The organism is Vibrio nomapromontoriensis, assembly GCF_050337205.1.
In the GTDB taxonomy this organism is placed as follows: Bacteria; Pseudomonadota; Gammaproteobacteria; order Enterobacterales; family Vibrionaceae; genus Vibrio; species Vibrio nomapromontoriensis.
Genome location: NZ_JAKJSS010000008.1, coordinates 641,682 through 659,263 on the forward strand (window position 1 = coordinate 641,682; position 17,582 = coordinate 659,263).

A 17,582-nucleotide genomic window follows, 5' to 3' on the forward strand; every position below is an offset into this window, starting at 1 on the left:
CTTTCGCATGTAGGACATAATGAGAAAGGAATGACCATGGAGAAATCCACGCAGCCTGAAGCGGTATCTTCGGTATTAAAAGTATTCAATATTCTAGAGTCATTAGGTGACCAAAAAGAGATTGGCGTGTCCGATCTGTCACAACGTCTAATGATGTCTAAAGCCACAACTTATCGATTTTTACAAACGATGAAAGGGCTTGGCTATGTCTCCCAACAAGGTGAAGCTGACAAATATTCGTTAACATTGAAGATGTTTGAACTGGGTTCAAAATCGCTAGAGTGGGTCGATCTCGTTGAGCTAGCGGAAAAAGAAATGCGTGTGATCTCAGAAGAAACCAATGAAACGATCCACCTTGGTGCGTTGGATCATGGCTCTATCATCTATGTTCATAAAATAGACTCTAGCCATGCATTAAGAATGCACTCTAGAGTGGGACGCCGAAACCCATTGCACACGACCGCAATCGGTAAAGTATTACTGGCTGAGCGCGATGAAGCCTCAATTCGTCACGCATTAGTCGATGCTGAGTTTGTCAAAAGCACGCCGAATACACTAGAAAGTATCGAGCAACTTTTACAGGAGTTGGCGGTCGTCAAACAACAACATTTTGGTGAAGACAACGAAGAGCAAGAACCTGGACTTCGTTGCATTGCAGCTCCAGTTTATGATCGTTTTGGTACGGTCATCGCAGGCGTATCGATCTCTTTCCCGACGATTCGCTTTGACGAAGACAGAAAAGATCATTACGTACATCTACTGCATCAAGCTGGTAAGAATATCTCGGAACACTTAGGGTTCAAGAACTACCCTGTGTAACTAGCTCTCATCATATCATTTCCGTTATGGGCAACGATTTTTCACATCGTTGGCTCATAGCCATACGCTAGAGTTCATAACACAAAACACAATTTCCGCCAACATCACTAACAAACAAAAAAAGCAGCCTGCATCGATATGACGCGGCTGCTTTTCTTTTTCTATTATCTGTAACGCTATCAAAAACCGCCCCGTCGAGCGCAGCGGATTTGAATTAGTTTACATGAGCTACCGCATCTTTAACCAATGCGCCTAACTCGTCCCATCGGCCTTCATCAATTAGCGTCGTCGGTACCATCCAAGTACCACCACATGCCAATACTGAAGGAATAGAGAGATAATCATCCACATTGTTAAGGCTAACACCACCTGTCGGCATGAATTTAACTGGATACACAGCGGTTAGCGCTTTAAGCATGCCCACACCCCCTGACGGCTCTGCAGGGAAGAATTTCAATGTGCGTAACCCCATCTCCATCGCTTGCTCGACCAAGCTTGGGTTGTTAACACCCGGAACAATTGGGATATTCTTATCGATACAGTATTGAACCGTTCTTGGGTTAAAGCCTGGGCTGACAATAAAGTCAACGCCAGCATCGATAGCCTGATCAACTTGCTCATTGGTTAGCACTGTTCCCGCACCAATTAGCATATCTGGGAACGCTTTACGCATAGCGGCAATCGCGTCCACGGCACAAGCGGTGCGGAAGGTAATTTCAGCACAAGGCATGCCATTTTCAACCAGCGCCTTACCTAGTGGAACGGCATCTTCAACCTTGTTGATCGCGATAACTGGGATGACTTTTAAGTCCGCTAGTTTTTCATTCAATGTTGTCATTTAATTGTCCTACTAATCGAGTTCTGGTGTTTCATTCTTTGGAATCACGGCGCCTTGATGCTGGATGACTGCGCCCGCGACTTTGTGACCCATCGCGGCAGAGGCAACAGCGCTGCCTCCGGTAAGTCGCTTAGCAAGATAGCCTGCGCTAAACGAATCACCTGCTGCCGTTGTGTCCACAACATGGCTAATCGGTTTTGGTGCCACACTTGTCGTTTCACTACCGCTATATATTAAGCAATCTTCCGCACCACGTTTGATAGCAATTTCAGTCACGCCCGCTTGATAAGTTCGCTCTATACACTGCTCAACAACCTTGTCACCAAATAGGGCTTGATCATCGTCAAACGTTAATAAAGCCGTGTCAGTGTAACTTAGCATTGTTTTATAAGTGTCGGCAGCAAGCGCTTGATCACGCCACAGTTTCGGGCGGTAATTATTATCGAAAAATACTTTGCCACCGCGCGCTTTGAATGCACTCAAGAATTCAAACAACTTACCACGGCCATGATCAGTTAAAATGGCCAACGTGATTCCGCTTAGATACACAGCATCATAACTCAGCAAGGTTTCTAACAGACTGGCTGACTCAGGTTGGTCAAAAACGTATTTCGCTGCGGCGTCACTACGCCAATAAAAGAAAGTCCGCTCACCGGTATGATCCGTTTCAATATGATAAAGACCAGGCATTTTATCCTTCAGCTTTAAGATTAAATGTGTATCCACCCCTTCTTGCTGCCATGCATTCATCATTTCAGTAGAAAAAGGGTCATCACCCAAAGCCGTCACATAACTAACGGTGAGATCATGTTGCTGAGTAAGACGCGAAAGATAGAGTGCCGTATTCAAAGTATCGCCACCAAAACTCTGTTTTAGTAGCTCACCTTTACGTTGCAGTTCCACCATGCATTCGCCAATGATGGCAATTTTGTATTGGGTCATAGTTGACTGTCCAGTTGCGTTCCATTCAATATTAATTTGTTGTTTGTGTGGATGAGCAAGAACCTTTACCTGTCCTTGTGTTCTTCTCCACTCCCTACCAGTCATTACAAATTCGAAAAAAGAAATCTATTTTTATGAAATGGCGGTTCATTTTTAATAATCATACCAGTATTCAGAGTGCGGTTGTAGCGTTTATTTCCCTATTGCTTGTGATAGAGATCATTAAAAAAGGCAGCCCAAAGGCTGCCTATGCATAAGAATTAACGAACCCTATCTCAACTCAATCACACATCGAGTATGATTCAATCCAACGATTCAATCCAACATCAGACAAATGGAAACCAAAACGCATTAGTTCCACTTAAGGACTCGAACTTCATTTCCTTCTTCTGGGTTTCTTGGAATATTCAGAGACAACACAAGCGATATCATTGCCATCGCCGCACCGATATAAAACACACTCGCAGGCGAGACAAGCCAGATAACGCCAAATGTTACCGGGATCACCACGGCTGCGATATGATTAATGGTAAATGACACACCTGCGGTCGATGCCATATCTGCAGGATCAGCAATCTTTTGGAAATAGGTTTTTATTGCCAATGCCAGCGCAAAAAACAAGTGATCAACCACATACAGAGCAGCAGCCCACTCAGCGGTTTGTACTAGGCCATAACCGACAAAAACAAAGATCAAACCTATATATTCGAAAATAAGGGCTTTACGCTCTCCAACAATACCAATGAAACGACCGATTTTTTTCGCAAATAAAAAGTTAAATAAGTAATTAATCAAAAAAAGTAACGTGATATCAGCCACGCTGTAACCAAACTTCTCTACCATTAAAAAGCCGGCAAAAACGGTGAATATTTGTCGTCTCGCGCCACTCATAAAGGTCAATGCGTAATACAACCAATAGCGCTTTCTCAATACCAACTTCTTGTTTTGTGGGGTTTCGGTCTTAAACTGAGGGAACGCAAAAGCAATCACCAAAACCAACACAAAGCCAATACCACCAGAAATGCCATAAACCCAAATGTAATCCAACTCAAAAATTTCGAGCATGACCCATAGTGCACCATAAGTCAGTAACGACGCCAAAGCGCCAATGGAGATTAGTTTTCCTAGCACCTCTGGGGCTTCTTCTTTATTCAACCATTGCAGAGATAACGACTGCTTTAACGTTTCAAAATAGTGAAACCCGGTAGACATAATAAATGTCGTAATCAATAAGCCCGCCACGGAGGGGAAGAGCCCTGTAATAGCCGTTCCTAACGTTAGCATCAGTAGTGAAAGCACCATAAACTTTTGCTCTCTTATGAACAGCAGCACAAACACCACCGTAAATGCCAAGAACCCCGGAATTTCTCGAACACTTTGCAACAAACCAATATCAGCACCATCGAAATTGGCCTTTTCAATAACAAAGTTATTCAACAACGCCATCCAACTAGAAAACGCGATAGGAACAATAATAGAAATGATAATGAGAAAGTTTTGTGGCGTACGCCAGTCTTGTGATTTATGACTAGATAACATGATTATTTTCCTGAAGTACTGATACTATTGATCTGATAGATGCTCGTTCTATTATTCGAGTGATGTTACGAGCCAATGTGGAGTCTAAACCGTTGCAAAATATAAATACAATAAAACTCGCGACTTTTAACTTATGTAACTTCGCTGCGCCACCATTTGCCTTCTATGAAATGGACAATATCTACACCAGCCAACAATGGACTCAAAAGACCAATTGGTTAGAAAAAACGCTGCGCTTGCTAGATGCCGACATTATCGCGTTTCAAGAAGTCTTTTCCGCAGAGGCACTCCGCATGCATTTAGACAGGCTTGGCTATCGCTACTTTTATCTAAACCAAGAGTGTCATGTTGAAGCGGAATACATTTACTCAGAGCCTTCACTTGCCTTTGCATCTCGCTTGCCATTAACACAACAAGCGAATCTACCATTCCTAACCAGCACATACGGTGAGTTTAGCCGTCCTCCATTGCATGTCACCCTCAACCTTGGTGGCGAAAGAAATATCGACTTATACAATGTCCATCTGAAATCTCAGCGGCCAGCTTCCGATATCCTTGATCCCACTCTTGAGTCAACCGTCGAGCAATGGCTAAATGAGCTGCATGCCTCTAATGCTTCGACACAACTCAGACAAGTGGAAGTGCTATCACTGCACAACGCCATTGTAACGCGCAAAAAAGCCACACATAACCCAGTGGTCCTTTTAGGAGACTTCAACAATAATCTTGAAGCGATTGAGTTTAGCCCTCTGCGATCCAATCACTTAAGAAGACAACCTTCATCGGCGAGTTCTCTTTTACCCTTTACCTTATTAGATAGCTGGGCACTATTTCAGCAACGACAAGTGTCACCTAACACGGCTTCCCCCGTGACCCATTACTATGGTGCGCAAGGAAACCGGCTCGACCACATTCTCCTCTCCCCTGAGTTTGATATTAGCTACGCTCACCCACTATTCGAGCTACAGAACTATCAACTGATCGACAAACACATCATCGACCCAAGGTTTGGCATTGATGACGTCAGTAGTGATCACGCTATTGTCAGTATAACGGTCAAACTCAGGGCTGACTGAGAATAATGAGCAGAAGCTATTGCATAATCTCTTAGAATCAATTAGTTATATCATACCATCCAATTTTAGGACGCGAGCATGAACATCCTTATCCGACCAACAGAACTTAAAGATGCTGAAGGACTAACACACCTCTATTCTCAGCCAAAAGCGCAGCGCGAAACGCTTCAGCTCCCCTTCCCATCTATCACAATGTGGCAAGAGCGACTAAAAAACATGCCCGTTGGTGTCTACAGTTTTGTAGCCGAACTGGATGGGAAAATTGTTGGTAACATTGGTCTTGAGCATTCACAACGACCAAGAACCGCGCACTGCGCCACTTTTGGCCTAGGTGTTCATGATGACTTTCACGGTATGGGCATCGGCAGCCGATTAATAGAAACCGTCTTAGAGCTGACGGACAACTGGCTAAATGTGCAGCGCGTTCAAATTGAAGTCAATGCCGACAACAAAGCGGCAATTGCACTGTATACGAAGTACGGCTTTGAAATTGAAGGTGAAGCACTTTGCTCCGCATTACGTGATGGTGAATTTATTTCCACCTACTACATGGCACGCCTAAAGGACCAACTTTAATCACCGCACGGCGTCTAAAAATAGCCACCAACCTCGTCCCCTCCCTTGGTGGGGACTTATCCCCGCAAATATTCTTATCTTGCCACTGTGACAAATTTGGCCTTAGCCCAGCAAAGCAACCCGTTGTATAAACTTGGACTAGCCTCACAAACCCATACTCACTCGATAGCATATATCTATAAATCCCTTAGTCTTTGTCACTTTAAAAAAGGGCGACATGTCGTGAAGTCATAATTACGCTTGTTCATCCAAAAGAACTGGGCTTACTGGCTCATCACTTCAGCAAAGATAAGGAGACCGTATGAAAACACGAGCAGCGCATTATCGAACAGGCTTATTGGCACTCATCAGTTGTGGGGCATTACTATCGCCTTCAATCACAATCGCATCAGAGTGGGGCTATCAAGGCAAGCATGGGGTTGATAGTTGGGGAGCCATTAGCGCTACCTGCTCTGACGGCAAAAATCAGAGCCCTATCGACATCAATAGCAACGTCACCATTGACGCCTCGCTAGCCAACCTAGCTATGAACTATTCAGGCCAAGTGTCTGACATAGTAAATAACGGACATACCGTGCAAGTAAATGTCACTGGAGAAAATACGCTCAGTATCGATGGGGATACCTTTGCGCTCAAACAGTTCCACTTCCATACCCCTTCGGAAAATACGCTGAACGGTAAACATTCGCCACTAGAGGCGCATTTTGTCCACGCCAATAGCGATAATGCCTTAGCTGTCGTCAGCGTTTTTTATCAAGCAGGATTAAGAGAAGACAGCGCACTAAAGCAAGTACTGTCGAACATCCCAAACAATAACCAAACTATACAGCCTTCTGCATCTATTACCCTCGACTCACTCCTTCCTAGAGTTCGTAGTTATTATCGCTTTAGTGGCTCCCTGACCACACCACCGTGCAGTGAAGGCGTTCGTTGGTTTGTACTTAAAGATAAACAAACCGCAGATCAACAAGAAATCGACCAGCTAAAAGCCATCATGGGCAATAATGCTAGACCCACTCAGCCAATCCACGCCAGAAAAGTACTGCAGTAATCCGTCTCGTATGGTTTACCAATTTTGGTAAATCATACCTTCTCTCACTTTTCAGTCACGACACGATCCCTTTCTTCTAACAATCACCTGCTGTTCAATAGTCACCTCCAGTAACAAAAATCCATCAAGGCTTGTGACCCTAATATCGCTTGAAGGAGCCTGTTATTTTAGATAATTAGAATGATCGGTGTAAATCAATACTGAGATTTGTAAATTCAAAGTTGACTTTAGAAAACCCAAGAAAAAGCGTCAGTTAGGCGTGGTTTTTTAAGAGGTCTATTCCAAATTTACTAATTTTACCAGACGGGGTTGAGGCATTTAGAAGTAATTCAAAGTTTACCGTATGGATTACGCGTAACCTGAACGTTAACAAATATGAGAACATGTTGCAGTGTTGAGAGACAGACGACGAATACAGTAAACCGCATTCTTCTATTACTTGTTTTGGTTTAACGTTAGTGAGTTCACTAAACAAAGTGCGTCCACTAAATAAAAAGGTGACCTATGAGGCAATGTGAAATTAACGTCTATGACGTAAGAGATGAGCAAGACGCCATTGTGCTAAATATCCAATTTTCCGATACCACAAAGGCCGATTTTTTGTGGAGTAATATGCCGTCATCACCTAGGCATGACTACATTTCACACTTAGTTGTGTCCGGCAACGTAGTCGCGAAAAAATACATCACAGAAGATGATTTAAGTGAGATGAACAGAACGGAAAAACAAAGACTATTAATGACGTCTTAAACAGCGATATCCTTGATATCGCTGTTTAAATTAATCAAACCGACTTATAACTCGACAGTAACCAGTGACTCTTTCAAGCCTTCTACTACCCCTTTTGCAATGAGCAGCTGACCCTTTTCGTCCTTACCCGCAGCAGACGTCACCATCAGATCACACATCGCTTCACCACCAAAACCCACCATGGTTGGATTCTCTGATTCTACGCTGACAACTTGTATAACGTCGCCTTGTGGTGAAATCTGTACTACCGATTGTCCGGCATACATTGCAACCCAATAATTACCATTTACGTCCACGCTTGCGCCATCTGGTCGACCCGCATAACCTTCAAGATCACAAAGTAGCTCCTGCTCGCCATATTCACCCGTTTGTGGATTATAGCTATGTTTATAGACTTTACTTGACCCTGTATCTGCCCAATATAGCCACTGACCATCAGGAGAAAACGCTAAGCCGTTACAAGTCCAAGCAAACATAGGTAATGCTTCAATGCTGCCATCAAGATTCAATTGGTGAAACTGACCTTGGTCGCCAACTTTCGCACCATTACGAGTCCCGGCAACAAAGCGTCCACCCGGGGCACCGCGCCCATCGTTGTAACGCATTCTCGGGTACTCAGAAACCAGCGGTGCTAGCGAGGTTTTCTCACTATTCCAGCCATCAACAAGGTACATTCCTGATTTTAACGCCACAATGAAGCCCTGCTCACCATACAAAGCAAAACAGCCAATCGGCTCACCGAATTCGAGCTTTTCATTTTCACCGTTTTTATTGCGCCATAACTCACCATCGCAGATGTTTACCCACATCCAAGAGTCATTACGCCAATCCCATCGAGGGCATTCGGCAAGGTCAAAATCTAGGTCTACAAATTTTTCGAACTGAATATTGGGTTGCACGCCTATGTCCTTTTACTATTTTTCAATTGGGAGTTATTGAGTACACGCCAGCTATGCAGATTAGTACGCTCACTATGCGGATTAGCACACAAACAATACTATGAAGATAACTTGCCGCTGCACTCTCATTTTATCTGCTCTTTTTAACAAAAAGTCAGGATTGGAGCTAGCGGCATTTTCGGTTTTGCTTCAGAAAGCGAGTAATTAACAGGTACAACGCACGCTGTTATATCGTCTTACTTCGTATATCACTGGCTCATATCATTTACGACCTTGCGTGGCGTTGTCATTTGAGCCAAATTGTCCGGGTTTAAATAAGTAGTATTCGAAGGTAAGGCGAATTTGGCATTGTGCTCGACAATCACGGCATTAATCTTCACTAACAACCCCTGTTGAATAGTTAGGAATGTTTCCCTGTCGGATGTGTCAATGTGTGCGAAAACATCTATATCCATACTGTAATCACTAAAAGCAGAGAAATGGACCCGCAGTGGCGTTTCTAGTACCGACTCATGATCAGACAAAACCTGCTGAATACCTCGAGTTATCTGCACCATCGTTTCCATCGGTGTCTCGTAACGCAGCCCCAATTTAACCAAAAATGGATACCTGTCACGTCGGCTAAAATTGGTAATCTGCATTTTAGCCAAATCCCCATTTGCAATCGTCACCTGGGTGCGATCTTTTGCCCTAATTCGAGTGGAGCGCACGCCTATTTGCTCAACCACACCAGATATTGACCCTACTGCACAAAAATCACCGACCGAAAGCGAGCGATCCATAAACAAAATCACTCCCCCTATCAAATTTTCCATTGTTGGACGAATCGCAAGTGCAATCGCCATTCCGCCCAAGCTTAAGCCAGTGACAATGCCATAAACAGGCACACCTAAGCGATGTAAACCAAAACCCAGCACGCCAACAGCGCACAAGCTGCCTATAATTGTGCCGGAAATTTGTCTCAGACTTCTGCGTAATCCATTGTCCTGCTGCCCGCCCCCGAGTAACCAGTTGCACGTTGACGCACCCCACATATAAGCGACTTGTGCAACCAGCGGCCAAAGTAATAGTTCACCAACAATATTAATGAAGTTCATTACGCTGCCGGTTAGATTAAGTTGGTAGTCCGAAACCCAAATATAACCAAACACCCCAATTGCCATCAGCAAAGGCTTTACAATGGCGCGCTTGACATATCGATACACTATAAAAGAATAACTCGCGAGAAAAACGCTCACTACCACAATGGCTAGCCATTGCCACACCGCTTGGTCAGCAAACTCCAACATAAACTCCTCAGGTAATGCTTCAATGTACTCAAACCAACTGGGAGGGATTAGGCGACCTGCACTTAGTGAATAATACTGGTAGTAGTCTACCCCTGCGGTGTCACGACTCGGTAAATGCTGCACCAGCGAATAATACTCAAACAAATTATTTACAGTATGCTGAGAGAACAAAAACTGCCCTTGCGGATCGGCAACAATCTCAATATTCGAATTGGGTACACGCCATCTAGTACTTGCCGGATCGGCTGGGATCGTATCAAGATCAAACGGCGGTAACCGGTCAAGTACCTCTTTTAATAACATCACTGACTCTGTGCCAATTCTTTGGTGATTCGAGGCCGGCACTCCCGACAAGTCAAAGGTTTGCGTGGCTTTATCAAAAAGGCTATAGATATGTTGCTTTTCAGCATCCGTCATCGGTTTTGACGACTCAACGACCTGTTTTAATGCTTGATTGGCTTCCTCTACAAGATCTAAATAACTATTATATGTGGCACTTGGTGAACTGGTATCTGGAGGGGCCAGTGGAAATGAACTCTGAGCTATGTTTTGAAACGACACCATGCTTAGGCTCAACAGCCACATCATCATCCATGGTTTCATACGTATTCCTCCAACCCACTCGGCTTAATTGCAAACTAGTAGAAATCCCTATACTTTCCGCCTATTTGTCACGGCATCTTCATTAACTGTGACATCGTACTGATTCAATACAATGCTTATGCGGTACAAACAACATACTGACAAACGTTCTATGTGATAACTAGGCGTTTTAGATGATAACGAAAAGGAGCCAACGCAGTGTCCATCAAAACCCTAAGTTCAAAAGTCGTCTATCAAAACTCGTGGATGACGGTCAGAGAAGATCAGATTGAAAGAGAAAGTGGCACAGAAGGGATTTACGGTGTGGTAGAAAAGCCAGACTGCGCGGTGATCATCGCCATTGATAATGGGTATATTCACCTAGTACAGCAGTATCGCTACTCCGTTGGTGCCCGATACTGGGAGCTTCCCCAAGGAGCTTGGGAGTCTAATCCTGACGTTGATCCGCTGACTCTGGCAAAAGGTGAGCTTCAAGAGGAAACCGGATTAATCGCTGGCAACATGGTGGCTGTAGGGCAACAGCTCATCGCCTACGGTTTTCTAAAACAGACTTGTCATATCTATCTCGCGACAGAATTAACCCAAGCACAACGTAAACTTGATATCGAAGAAGAAGATTTAATCACACAATCATTTTCCATCGAAGAATTTGAGGCCATGATTATCGCCGGTGACATTCAAGATATCGTCACGACTGGCGCTTGGGGGCTGGCAAAGCTAAAAGGGCTCATCGTCGAATAAACTCAATGACTTTTTCACTCCACAGGTTGCGCGCTATCGATCCATTAACTCCAGCGCATAATATGAAACAAATGACATTTAATGAGATATAGATCGCGTTACTTAATTGTTTCCTGCATGTGAACATTTTATGGGCGACACTGGTGTTTAACATAGAAGTTATACACCTTTCGTTTCCAATAGGATAAGTAAAAACATGGATCAGTTGACGCTACAAGAACACCTTGTCATCACATTAAAATTACTAGAGAAATACCAACAACAAATTTGCCGCACTGAAGACGCTTATGATTTAGAAGTGACAGTAAGAAAACTCGCCGACCAATTAATGAGTTTGCAATTATTAGACTCTATAAAAGGGTCCAATGACGACGTATCGTTTTGCATTCAATTATTGAACAAGGTCGATGAACGCACAAAAGAATCCTTAGAATTAGGGTTTGAACTCGAAGGCGCTGCGCAAATTGTTCACTACTCGAACATGGCTTACAACGCGTTATCAAAAGTCACATTAGGTGATCTGAGTCTCAATTAACCATCCGCTTTCCTTATACTTGAGAAGGTGAACTACCCGACTAGCATAACATAACAACCATACCGCCAGGTAAGCATTTGATTTTATTAAATTAAATGAAAATGCTCACTAAATGTGCTGTATTACTCTCATTGACACAAGTCATAAAATTCAAAAAAACTCCGTGTTAGCTTACGCCTTATATTCATCATGACGAATAGCAAGGAGCATTCAAATGAGCAGTACTATTATCCTCCCATCTACAAACTTGTTAGGTAACGGGTGTTTAACACAAGCCATCGATATTATTGAGCAACAAGGATTTAAGAAAGCATTGATCGTCACTGACGCAGTGCTCAACAAAATCGGCGTTGTAGCTCAAATTACCGACCTATTAGCAGAGCGTGATATCTCATTTGCTATCTATGATGGTACTCAACCAAACCCGACTATTGACAATGTTGAGCAAGGTCTAAGCCATTTAGTCGATAACGACTGCGACCTAATCATCTCTGTCGGCGGCGGCTCACCTCATGATTGCGCGAAAGGCGTGGCACTGGTAGCCACAAATGGCGGTAAGATCCAGGATTACGAAGGTATAAACCAAGCAACTCAAGCACCTTTCCCACTGATTTCAATCAATACTACCGCTGGTACTGCCTCTGAAATGACAATGTTCAGCGTGATCACTGACGAAGCACGCCAAATCAAGATGGCGATTGTTGATCAAAAAGTCACACCGCTTATCTCAGTCAATGATCCGCAATTGATGCTTGCGATGCCTAAATCTCTGACTGCGGCCACTGGTATGGACGCACTGACTCACGCCATTGAAGCGTATGTTTCGACTGCTGCCAATCCCATCACTAACACCGTCGCCCTAAAAGCGATAGAGATGATCCACACCAACTTACCACTGTGCATCGAAAACGGTGAAAACCTAGAAGCTCGTGAACAAATGGCTTACGCACAATTTATGGCTGGTATGGCCTTCAATAATGCGTTGTTAGGTTATGTCCATGCTATGGCACACCAACTTGGCGCGACCTACCACCTACCTCACGGCGTTTGTAATGCCGTACTACTGCCACACGTGCAGCGCTTTAACTATACGGCTTGCCCTGAAAAATTCCGTGATATTGCTGTCGCGATGGGAAGAAACGTATCAGGAATGGCTGTGGAAGAAGCCGCTCTTTGCGCTATCGATGCAATGGCTGATTTAGCGACTACCGTCGGTATCCCTGCCAATTTAACGGAAATTGGCGTTAAAGCATCCGATATTTCCGCGTTAGCAGAAAGCACACTGACAGACGTTTGCTGCATGACCAACCCAAAACAGGCGTCAAAAGAAGAAATCATGGCGATATTCGAAACTGCAATGTAACACTTATTGCGAACCCAGAGATGCATTCTCTAATGCGGAATCATCTTTGGGTTAATAAAATTTACAATGTAAAATCCAGATATAGCGAACACTGAGAGCATTCTCACATACGAAGAATATAAGGGGCAGAACTGTGTTACCTCCCTTATTTTCTTACTTTATTCGCACTTACCACAACCTTTCTTCCTTGGCTGAAAGTCCATCAAATTATCATTAACATCAAAAGATAACTGACAGCATTGCTCCAGAGTATGGCGTAAATCGCTGCGTCCTTTTTGAATGCGCGACTTCAACGTTGAATAGCTAATTCCCATTTCTTGTGCCAACTGTTTCTGGGATTGTCCATTTAAATCCACGGCGGTAAGCAATGCAGCAGAGGCCGCTGGTAAAGAGTCAATCAACGGCTGCATACACTGAGCCAGTTGCGTTTTAGCATCTTCTTCATCTTGTTCAAACCATAGCGAATCACCCTCTAGGGCTGCACTTCGACCATTGCGACGATATAAGTCAATCACCGCTCGATTCGCAATCTGAAATAGCCATGCCTTAACGCTGTCCGGACTTTCAAGTTTTTCCAAATTTTGATGAGTTTTAATCAACACTTCCTGCAACACGTCTTCCACATCCTCAGGATCTGATAACTTAGTCCACAGAAAACGTTTCAGGCTAGCTTGATACTCGGCCCATATTTCTTCAATCATAGTTTCGCTTCAGTCATTGTTTCTTTCCAATCATGGTTTCTTTCCAATAATAGTTTCTTTCCAAGAATCGTGCAGTTCAGTCTCTGACTTGCAAAAATGACAGAGGGTTTAACCATGGTATCATGGTTAAACCCTCTTCATTAAAACGTCTAAACATCACGCTATTGCCCGATGTTATCTCACTCACGAAACCCGCTATCGCTTGGCTTTCACCATGCCGTGAGAACGCGCCCGACGCATTCCATCTATAGCCAATATCATTAATGCTGCCATCACCAGTAAGTAGGTAGGCAAGTCTGCCGTTGCCACTCGCTCACCCAATAACAACCCGACGACAAAAACTAATACCGGTTCAACATAGCCCAGCAGACCAAATAGTGACATAGATAATGACTGCGAGGCGAAGAGGAACAGCAGCATTGGCACAGAGCCTGTAATCGCCAAACCAATGTAATAGCCCATCACAGATAGGTCTAAGTTACGAATGACATCCAACGGCTGCAAATAGAACACCGCGCTGAGTGCAAATGGCAACAAAAATACATTATCTAAAGTAAAACCCACATCACTTTGAATGTTGAGTGAACGACGGTGAACAAAATAGACTGGGTACCCTAAAGCGATCAACAGGACAATCCAGGATAAACCATCAGCCATCATATAGGCGTACGCCACACCAACCGCTGCAACAATACATGCTACGGTTTGCAGAGGAGACAGTTGATCTCCATAAACAAACCGCCCAACTAATACCAATACCAGCGGAAGAGAAAAGTAACCCAGCGCAACAGAAAGTGTCTCACCGTACAAAGGCGCCCATACAAATATCCAATATTGAGGACCTACCAGCAAGGCTGAGAACAGATATCGATGCCAACGGTGAGTTTGACGAAACGCGCGCCAAAAAAGGAGAAAGCGCCCACTAATACTGAGCACGATCATCATGAAGAGTGCACTCCATATCACCCTCTGACTGGCAATCCAATGCCCTTCTCCACCCTCCACAGACCAGTGACTAAACTCCGGTTGAAACTGAACATAGATTGGCATTAGTGCAAACAAGCACGAGGCAATGATAGAAGCAACAACGCCCTTTGTTGATTCGGATGAGCTTAAAAAACGGGTTAACATGGCGATTCTTACTATAAGATGTCAATAATCTCGGACATTATCGTATTTCATACTGCTTGGACATGCCTTTGTCGACATTTTTATATTTTTTTTGAATTAATTTCTCTGGATGAAAACGCGATAACTTTAGCCTTGGTGCTTTCGCCACGAGATAGACCGAAGTAGAGGCTAGAGCAAAGCCTAACATACCAAATTGGTCAAAAGATTCACCAAATAATAGCCATGCTTGCACAGCGGCAACCGGAGGAACTAAATAGAATACTGAGGCAACTTTAGAAGACTCGCCATGCTTTACCATATAAAGCAGCAATAACACCGCGACACCAGATAACACGACCACCAGCCACAACATGGTCAATGAAAACGCCCACGTCCAATTCACTTCTCGAGTCTCTGTCATCACCGCCACGGGAATAAATAACATCGCAGCAGCAACATATTGCGTCATCGCGCCTCCAATCATATCGGCTCCCTGACAAAATCGCTTTTGATAAAGCGTGCCAAAAGTAATGCCCAACAACGCAGCAAAGACAAAAATGAACGCGGCAAGCTTTTCACTTCCCTCTTGCCAATGGATATTACCCACTAAAACACAGCCAATACCGATAAACCCGATAACTAAACCAAGCCACTGGGAAGGCTTTAAAACCTGCTTAGCAAAACTAGTGACAACTATTGCCGTCAAAAGTGGCTGAATGCCAACTAATAGCGCACTTAACCCTGCAGGCATACCATATTTAATGGCTTCATAAGTACCACCTAGATAGAAACCATGAATAAGCATACCTACAACACAAGAATGCAGCAGCGCTTTTCCTTTTGGTATCGAGCGCCTAAGCAAAATGATAAGCACTGAAAATAGCACAACGTTACCCAACATACGGATAGTTAGTAACGTTGCTGGTTCGGCATACACCAACCCAATTTTGGCGCCCACAAAACCCGATGCCCAAAGCACAACAAAAATAAAAGGGATAGTCTGTTTCAACATGATTTTACCTAGTCATTCGCTCCATGATGGTGCTAAATTAACAGGGTACAAAATTAACAGTAAGATACAGTTTTCTTTTATTTTATGGGTACAGATTGTTGTCGCACGGCTCAGGAAGCCCGCGGCTATGTTTCCGTCGCTATGTTTCCGCCGCTATGTTAAGGAATGATGATGCCTACAACTCAAACCAAAGTCGTCTCTCGATATAAAGCGGTCGAAGAATATATCGAAAGACTAATACAAAGCGGAGGTTTAAATGTGGGCGATAAGCTTCCGTCAATTCGTGCCACCAGCAGTAAATTAGGAGTTGCAAAGAACACCGTCATTCGGGCATATCAAGAGTTAGAAGCCGTAGGTAAGATTACTGCCCGTGACCGTTCAGGATTTGTTGTGCATCGCTCATTTTTAAACAGCTTGGCACCGTTTTCTATTTCAGCACAGATTGATACCGTCCCCACGACGGTCGACTTACTGTCAATGACCAAACAAATCCTTGGTCAATCTCCAGGCACATTGTTAATGCCCGCAGGCTCAGCTCACCCAAACACCGAAGGCCCTGCAATTAGTAGCCTGTACGCAGAAATTGGTCGCCACAGCCGCGCGCAATCGCACATCCCTAGCCACTATCAGCTCCCCCCGGGAAACGAAAAACTCCTCAAACAAATCGCAAAAATTTCCATTGACCAAGGTATTGAACTTCAAGGAGAGTCAGTATTTGTCACCAATGGTTCACAACAGGCCATCAGCCAAGCTTTACGAGCGGTAACCAAGCCTGGAGATACTATCGCAGTTGAGTCTCCTTGCTATTTCGGTATCTTATTAATGCTTGAATCATTAGGTTTAAAAGCGTTGGAGATCCCAAGCTCATCGGAGTTTGGTCTGCATGTCCCTTCGTTACAATCTGCCCTCACGCAATGGCCTGTTGCGGCTATCGTAGTAACGCCAAACTATACCAATCCAACGGGAGCTTTAATGCCGTTAGATGCTCGGAGACAATTACTAAAAAGCAGCGGAAATATTCCTATTATTGAAGACGATGTCTTTGGTGCATTAGGCAACAATGCTGCCATTCCATCGCTCAAGCAACTCGATACACAAAAGCGAGTGATCTACTGTACATCACTTTCAAAAACGCTGGACTCACGCCTTAGAATCGGCTGGCTTATCGCGGGGCAATATCGTCATCATATCGAGCGCTCGCTCATCAGTGACAATATGGGCAGTCAAAACCTGATCCAATCGGCTGTTGGGGAGTTTCTCGCCACTGGAAAATATAAGCAACATGTTCGCCGTATGACACGCTACTATCAAAACAATCTGACCCACTTTATCGCCCTGCTTCGTCAGCGCTTGGACAGCCACTTTCACGATCAATATTCACTCACAAGTCCTACAGGTTCTTTTTTATGTTGGTTGACACTGCCCACCCACTACGACAGTCAACGAATTTATGATCAATGCTTAATACAAGGTGTTTCAGTATTACCCGGGACATTGTTTGGCAGTAAAGGACAATACGCGCACTGCTTACGTTTTAATGTCGCCAATTTTCACGACAATCGAGCATGGAGAACTGGTATTGATCGCTTTGTTACCATTCTGGAACAACAGCGTGAACACTTCAAAACTCGCAGTGACAATGAGCACTGACAACACGATTGCACTACGGAAAAAAGACAACAAAATGCAAACAGGGAATGTCAAGTCAGAAATCATTCGTTATGCCAATAGTCGATAC

The 17,582-nt window shown here is 44.0% G+C and carries 17 protein-coding genes; 9 read left to right on the plus strand and 8 right to left on the minus strand.

The window, feature by feature from the left end:
- Positions 1–36: 36 nt before the first annotated feature.
- Positions 37–819, plus strand: a complete 783-nt coding sequence (gene kdgR / locus L4D05_RS10600; protein WP_428754762.1) for a DNA-binding transcriptional regulator KdgR — start codon at positions 37–39, stop codon at positions 817–819.
- 214 nt (positions 820–1,033) lie between these two features.
- Here kdgR and L4D05_RS10605 read toward each other — a convergent pair whose 3' ends face one another.
- From L4D05_RS10605 to L4D05_RS10615, 3 genes are all read right to left on the minus strand, one after another.
- On the minus strand, positions 1,034–1,657 hold the full coding sequence (locus L4D05_RS10605) for a bifunctional 4-hydroxy-2-oxoglutarate aldolase/2-dehydro-3-deoxy-phosphogluconate aldolase (protein ID WP_428754761.1): 624 nt from the start codon (positions 1,655–1,657) through the stop codon (positions 1,034–1,036).
- Between the two features lie 12 nt (positions 1,658–1,669).
- The gene (gene kdgK, locus L4D05_RS10610; RefSeq protein WP_428754760.1) at positions 1,670–2,599 is read right to left on the minus strand and encodes a 2-dehydro-3-deoxygluconokinase; all 930 of its coding nucleotides are present in this window, start codon (positions 2,597–2,599) and stop codon (positions 1,670–1,672) included.
- A 351-nt stretch (positions 2,600–2,950) separates the two neighbouring features.
- Complete coding sequence (locus L4D05_RS10615; RefSeq protein WP_428754759.1) at positions 2,951–4,138, minus strand: MFS transporter; 1,188 nt, start codon at positions 4,136–4,138, stop codon at positions 2,951–2,953.
- Positions 4,139–4,230: 92 nt separating this feature from the next.
- Here L4D05_RS10615 and L4D05_RS10620 point away from each other — a divergent pair, with 92 nt between their 5' ends.
- From L4D05_RS10620 to L4D05_RS10635, 4 genes are all read left to right on the plus strand, one after another.
- Positions 4,231–5,214 carry an endonuclease/exonuclease/phosphatase family protein gene (locus L4D05_RS10620; protein WP_428793930.1) on the plus strand — a complete coding sequence of 328 codons (984 nt, stop codon included), beginning with the start codon at positions 4,231–4,233 and terminating at the stop codon, positions 5,212–5,214.
- A gap of 78 nt (positions 5,215–5,292) precedes the next feature.
- Positions 5,293–5,790, plus strand: a complete 498-nt coding sequence (locus L4D05_RS10625; protein WP_428754757.1) for a GNAT family N-acetyltransferase — start codon at positions 5,293–5,295, stop codon at positions 5,788–5,790.
- A 301-nt stretch (positions 5,791–6,091) separates the two neighbouring features.
- Positions 6,092–6,841, plus strand: coding sequence for a carbonic anhydrase (locus L4D05_RS10630; RefSeq protein ID WP_428793931.1), 750 nt, complete (start codon positions 6,092–6,094; stop codon positions 6,839–6,841).
- 504 nt (positions 6,842–7,345) lie between these two features.
- Complete coding sequence (locus L4D05_RS10635; RefSeq protein WP_250618068.1) at positions 7,346–7,591, plus strand: hypothetical protein; 246 nt, start codon at positions 7,346–7,348, stop codon at positions 7,589–7,591.
- A 44-nt stretch (positions 7,592–7,635) separates the two neighbouring features.
- Here the strand turns inward: L4D05_RS10635 and L4D05_RS10640 are convergent, their stop codons facing one another.
- Positions 7,636–8,490, minus strand: coding sequence for an SMP-30/gluconolactonase/LRE family protein (locus L4D05_RS10640; RefSeq protein WP_428793932.1), 855 nt, complete (start codon positions 8,488–8,490; stop codon positions 7,636–7,638).
- Between the two features lie 248 nt (positions 8,491–8,738).
- Entirely contained in the window at positions 8,739–10,382 is a 1,644-nt protein-coding gene (locus L4D05_RS10645; RefSeq protein ID WP_428793933.1) for a mechanosensitive ion channel family protein, read from the minus strand.
- A 198-nt stretch (positions 10,383–10,580) separates the two neighbouring features.
- Here L4D05_RS10645 and L4D05_RS10650 point away from each other — a divergent pair, with 198 nt between their 5' ends.
- From L4D05_RS10650 to L4D05_RS10660, 3 genes are all read left to right on the plus strand, one after another.
- Positions 10,581–11,123, plus strand: coding sequence for an NUDIX domain-containing protein (locus L4D05_RS10650; protein ID WP_489686383.1), 543 nt, complete (start codon positions 10,581–10,583; stop codon positions 11,121–11,123).
- Positions 11,124–11,319: 196 nt separating this feature from the next.
- Positions 11,320–11,658: a hypothetical protein gene (locus L4D05_RS10655; RefSeq protein WP_428754753.1), complete on the plus strand. Its 339-nt coding sequence runs from the start codon at positions 11,320–11,322 to the stop codon at positions 11,656–11,658.
- 214 nt (positions 11,659–11,872) lie between these two features.
- On the plus strand, positions 11,873–13,021 hold the full coding sequence (locus L4D05_RS10660; RefSeq protein ID WP_428793934.1) for an iron-containing alcohol dehydrogenase: 1,149 nt from the start codon (positions 11,873–11,875) through the stop codon (positions 13,019–13,021).
- A 158-nt stretch (positions 13,022–13,179) separates the two neighbouring features.
- On the opposite strand, the gene sigZ is transcribed toward L4D05_RS10660, so the two are convergent.
- From sigZ to L4D05_RS10675, 3 genes are all read right to left on the minus strand, one after another.
- The gene (gene sigZ / locus L4D05_RS10665) at positions 13,180–13,722 is read right to left on the minus strand and encodes an RNA polymerase sigma factor SigZ (RefSeq protein ID WP_428793935.1); all 543 of its coding nucleotides are present in this window, start codon (positions 13,720–13,722) and stop codon (positions 13,180–13,182) included.
- 195 nt (positions 13,723–13,917) lie between these two features.
- Positions 13,918–14,853 carry an EamA family transporter RarD gene (rarD, locus tag L4D05_RS10670; protein WP_428754750.1) on the minus strand — a complete coding sequence of 312 codons (936 nt, stop codon included), beginning with the start codon at positions 14,851–14,853 and terminating at the stop codon, positions 13,918–13,920.
- A gap of 37 nt (positions 14,854–14,890) precedes the next feature.
- Positions 14,891–15,844: a DMT family transporter gene (locus L4D05_RS10675; protein ID WP_428793936.1), complete on the minus strand. Its 954-nt coding sequence runs from the start codon at positions 15,842–15,844 to the stop codon at positions 14,891–14,893.
- A gap of 171 nt (positions 15,845–16,015) precedes the next feature.
- Here L4D05_RS10675 and L4D05_RS10680 point away from each other — a divergent pair, with 171 nt between their 5' ends.
- The gene (locus L4D05_RS10680) at positions 16,016–17,494 is read left to right on the plus strand and encodes an aminotransferase-like domain-containing protein (protein WP_428793937.1); all 1,479 of its coding nucleotides are present in this window, start codon (positions 16,016–16,018) and stop codon (positions 17,492–17,494) included.
- Positions 17,495–17,582: the final 88 nt, after the last annotated feature.

Coding starts and splice junctions, on each gene's coding strand:
- kdgR (WP_428754762.1), top strand. CDS start 37: ATGGAGAAATCCACGCAGCCTGAAGCGGTATCTTCGGTATTAAAAGTA.
- L4D05_RS10605 (WP_428754761.1), bottom strand. CDS start 1,657: ATGACAACATTGAATGAAAAACTAGCGGACTTAAAAGTCATCCCAGTT.
- kdgK (WP_428754760.1), bottom strand. CDS start 2,599: ATGACCCAATACAAAATTGCCATCATTGGCGAATGCATGGTGGAACTG.
- L4D05_RS10615 (WP_428754759.1), bottom strand. CDS start 4,138: ATGTTATCTAGTCATAAATCACAAGACTGGCGTACGCCACAAAACTTT.
- L4D05_RS10625 (WP_428754757.1), top strand. CDS start 5,293: ATGAACATCCTTATCCGACCAACAGAACTTAAAGATGCTGAAGGACTA.
- L4D05_RS10630 (WP_428793931.1), top strand. CDS start 6,092: ATGAAAACACGAGCAGCGCATTATCGAACAGGCTTATTGGCACTCATC.
- L4D05_RS10635 (WP_250618068.1), top strand. CDS start 7,346: ATGAGGCAATGTGAAATTAACGTCTATGACGTAAGAGATGAGCAAGAC.
- L4D05_RS10645 (WP_428793933.1), bottom strand. CDS start 10,382: ATGAAACCATGGATGATGATGTGGCTGTTGAGCCTAAGCATGGTGTCG.
- L4D05_RS10655 (WP_428754753.1), top strand. CDS start 11,320: ATGGATCAGTTGACGCTACAAGAACACCTTGTCATCACATTAAAATTA.
- L4D05_RS10660 (WP_428793934.1), top strand. CDS start 11,873: ATGAGCAGTACTATTATCCTCCCATCTACAAACTTGTTAGGTAACGGG.
- sigZ (WP_428793935.1), bottom strand. CDS start 13,722: ATGATTGAAGAAATATGGGCCGAGTATCAAGCTAGCCTGAAACGTTTT.
- rarD (WP_428754750.1), bottom strand. CDS start 14,853: ATGTTAACCCGTTTTTTAAGCTCATCCGAATCAACAAAGGGCGTTGTT.
- L4D05_RS10675 (WP_428793936.1), bottom strand. CDS start 15,844: ATGTTGAAACAGACTATCCCTTTTATTTTTGTTGTGCTTTGGGCATCG.
- L4D05_RS10680 (WP_428793937.1), top strand. CDS start 16,016: ATGCCTACAACTCAAACCAAAGTCGTCTCTCGATATAAAGCGGTCGAA.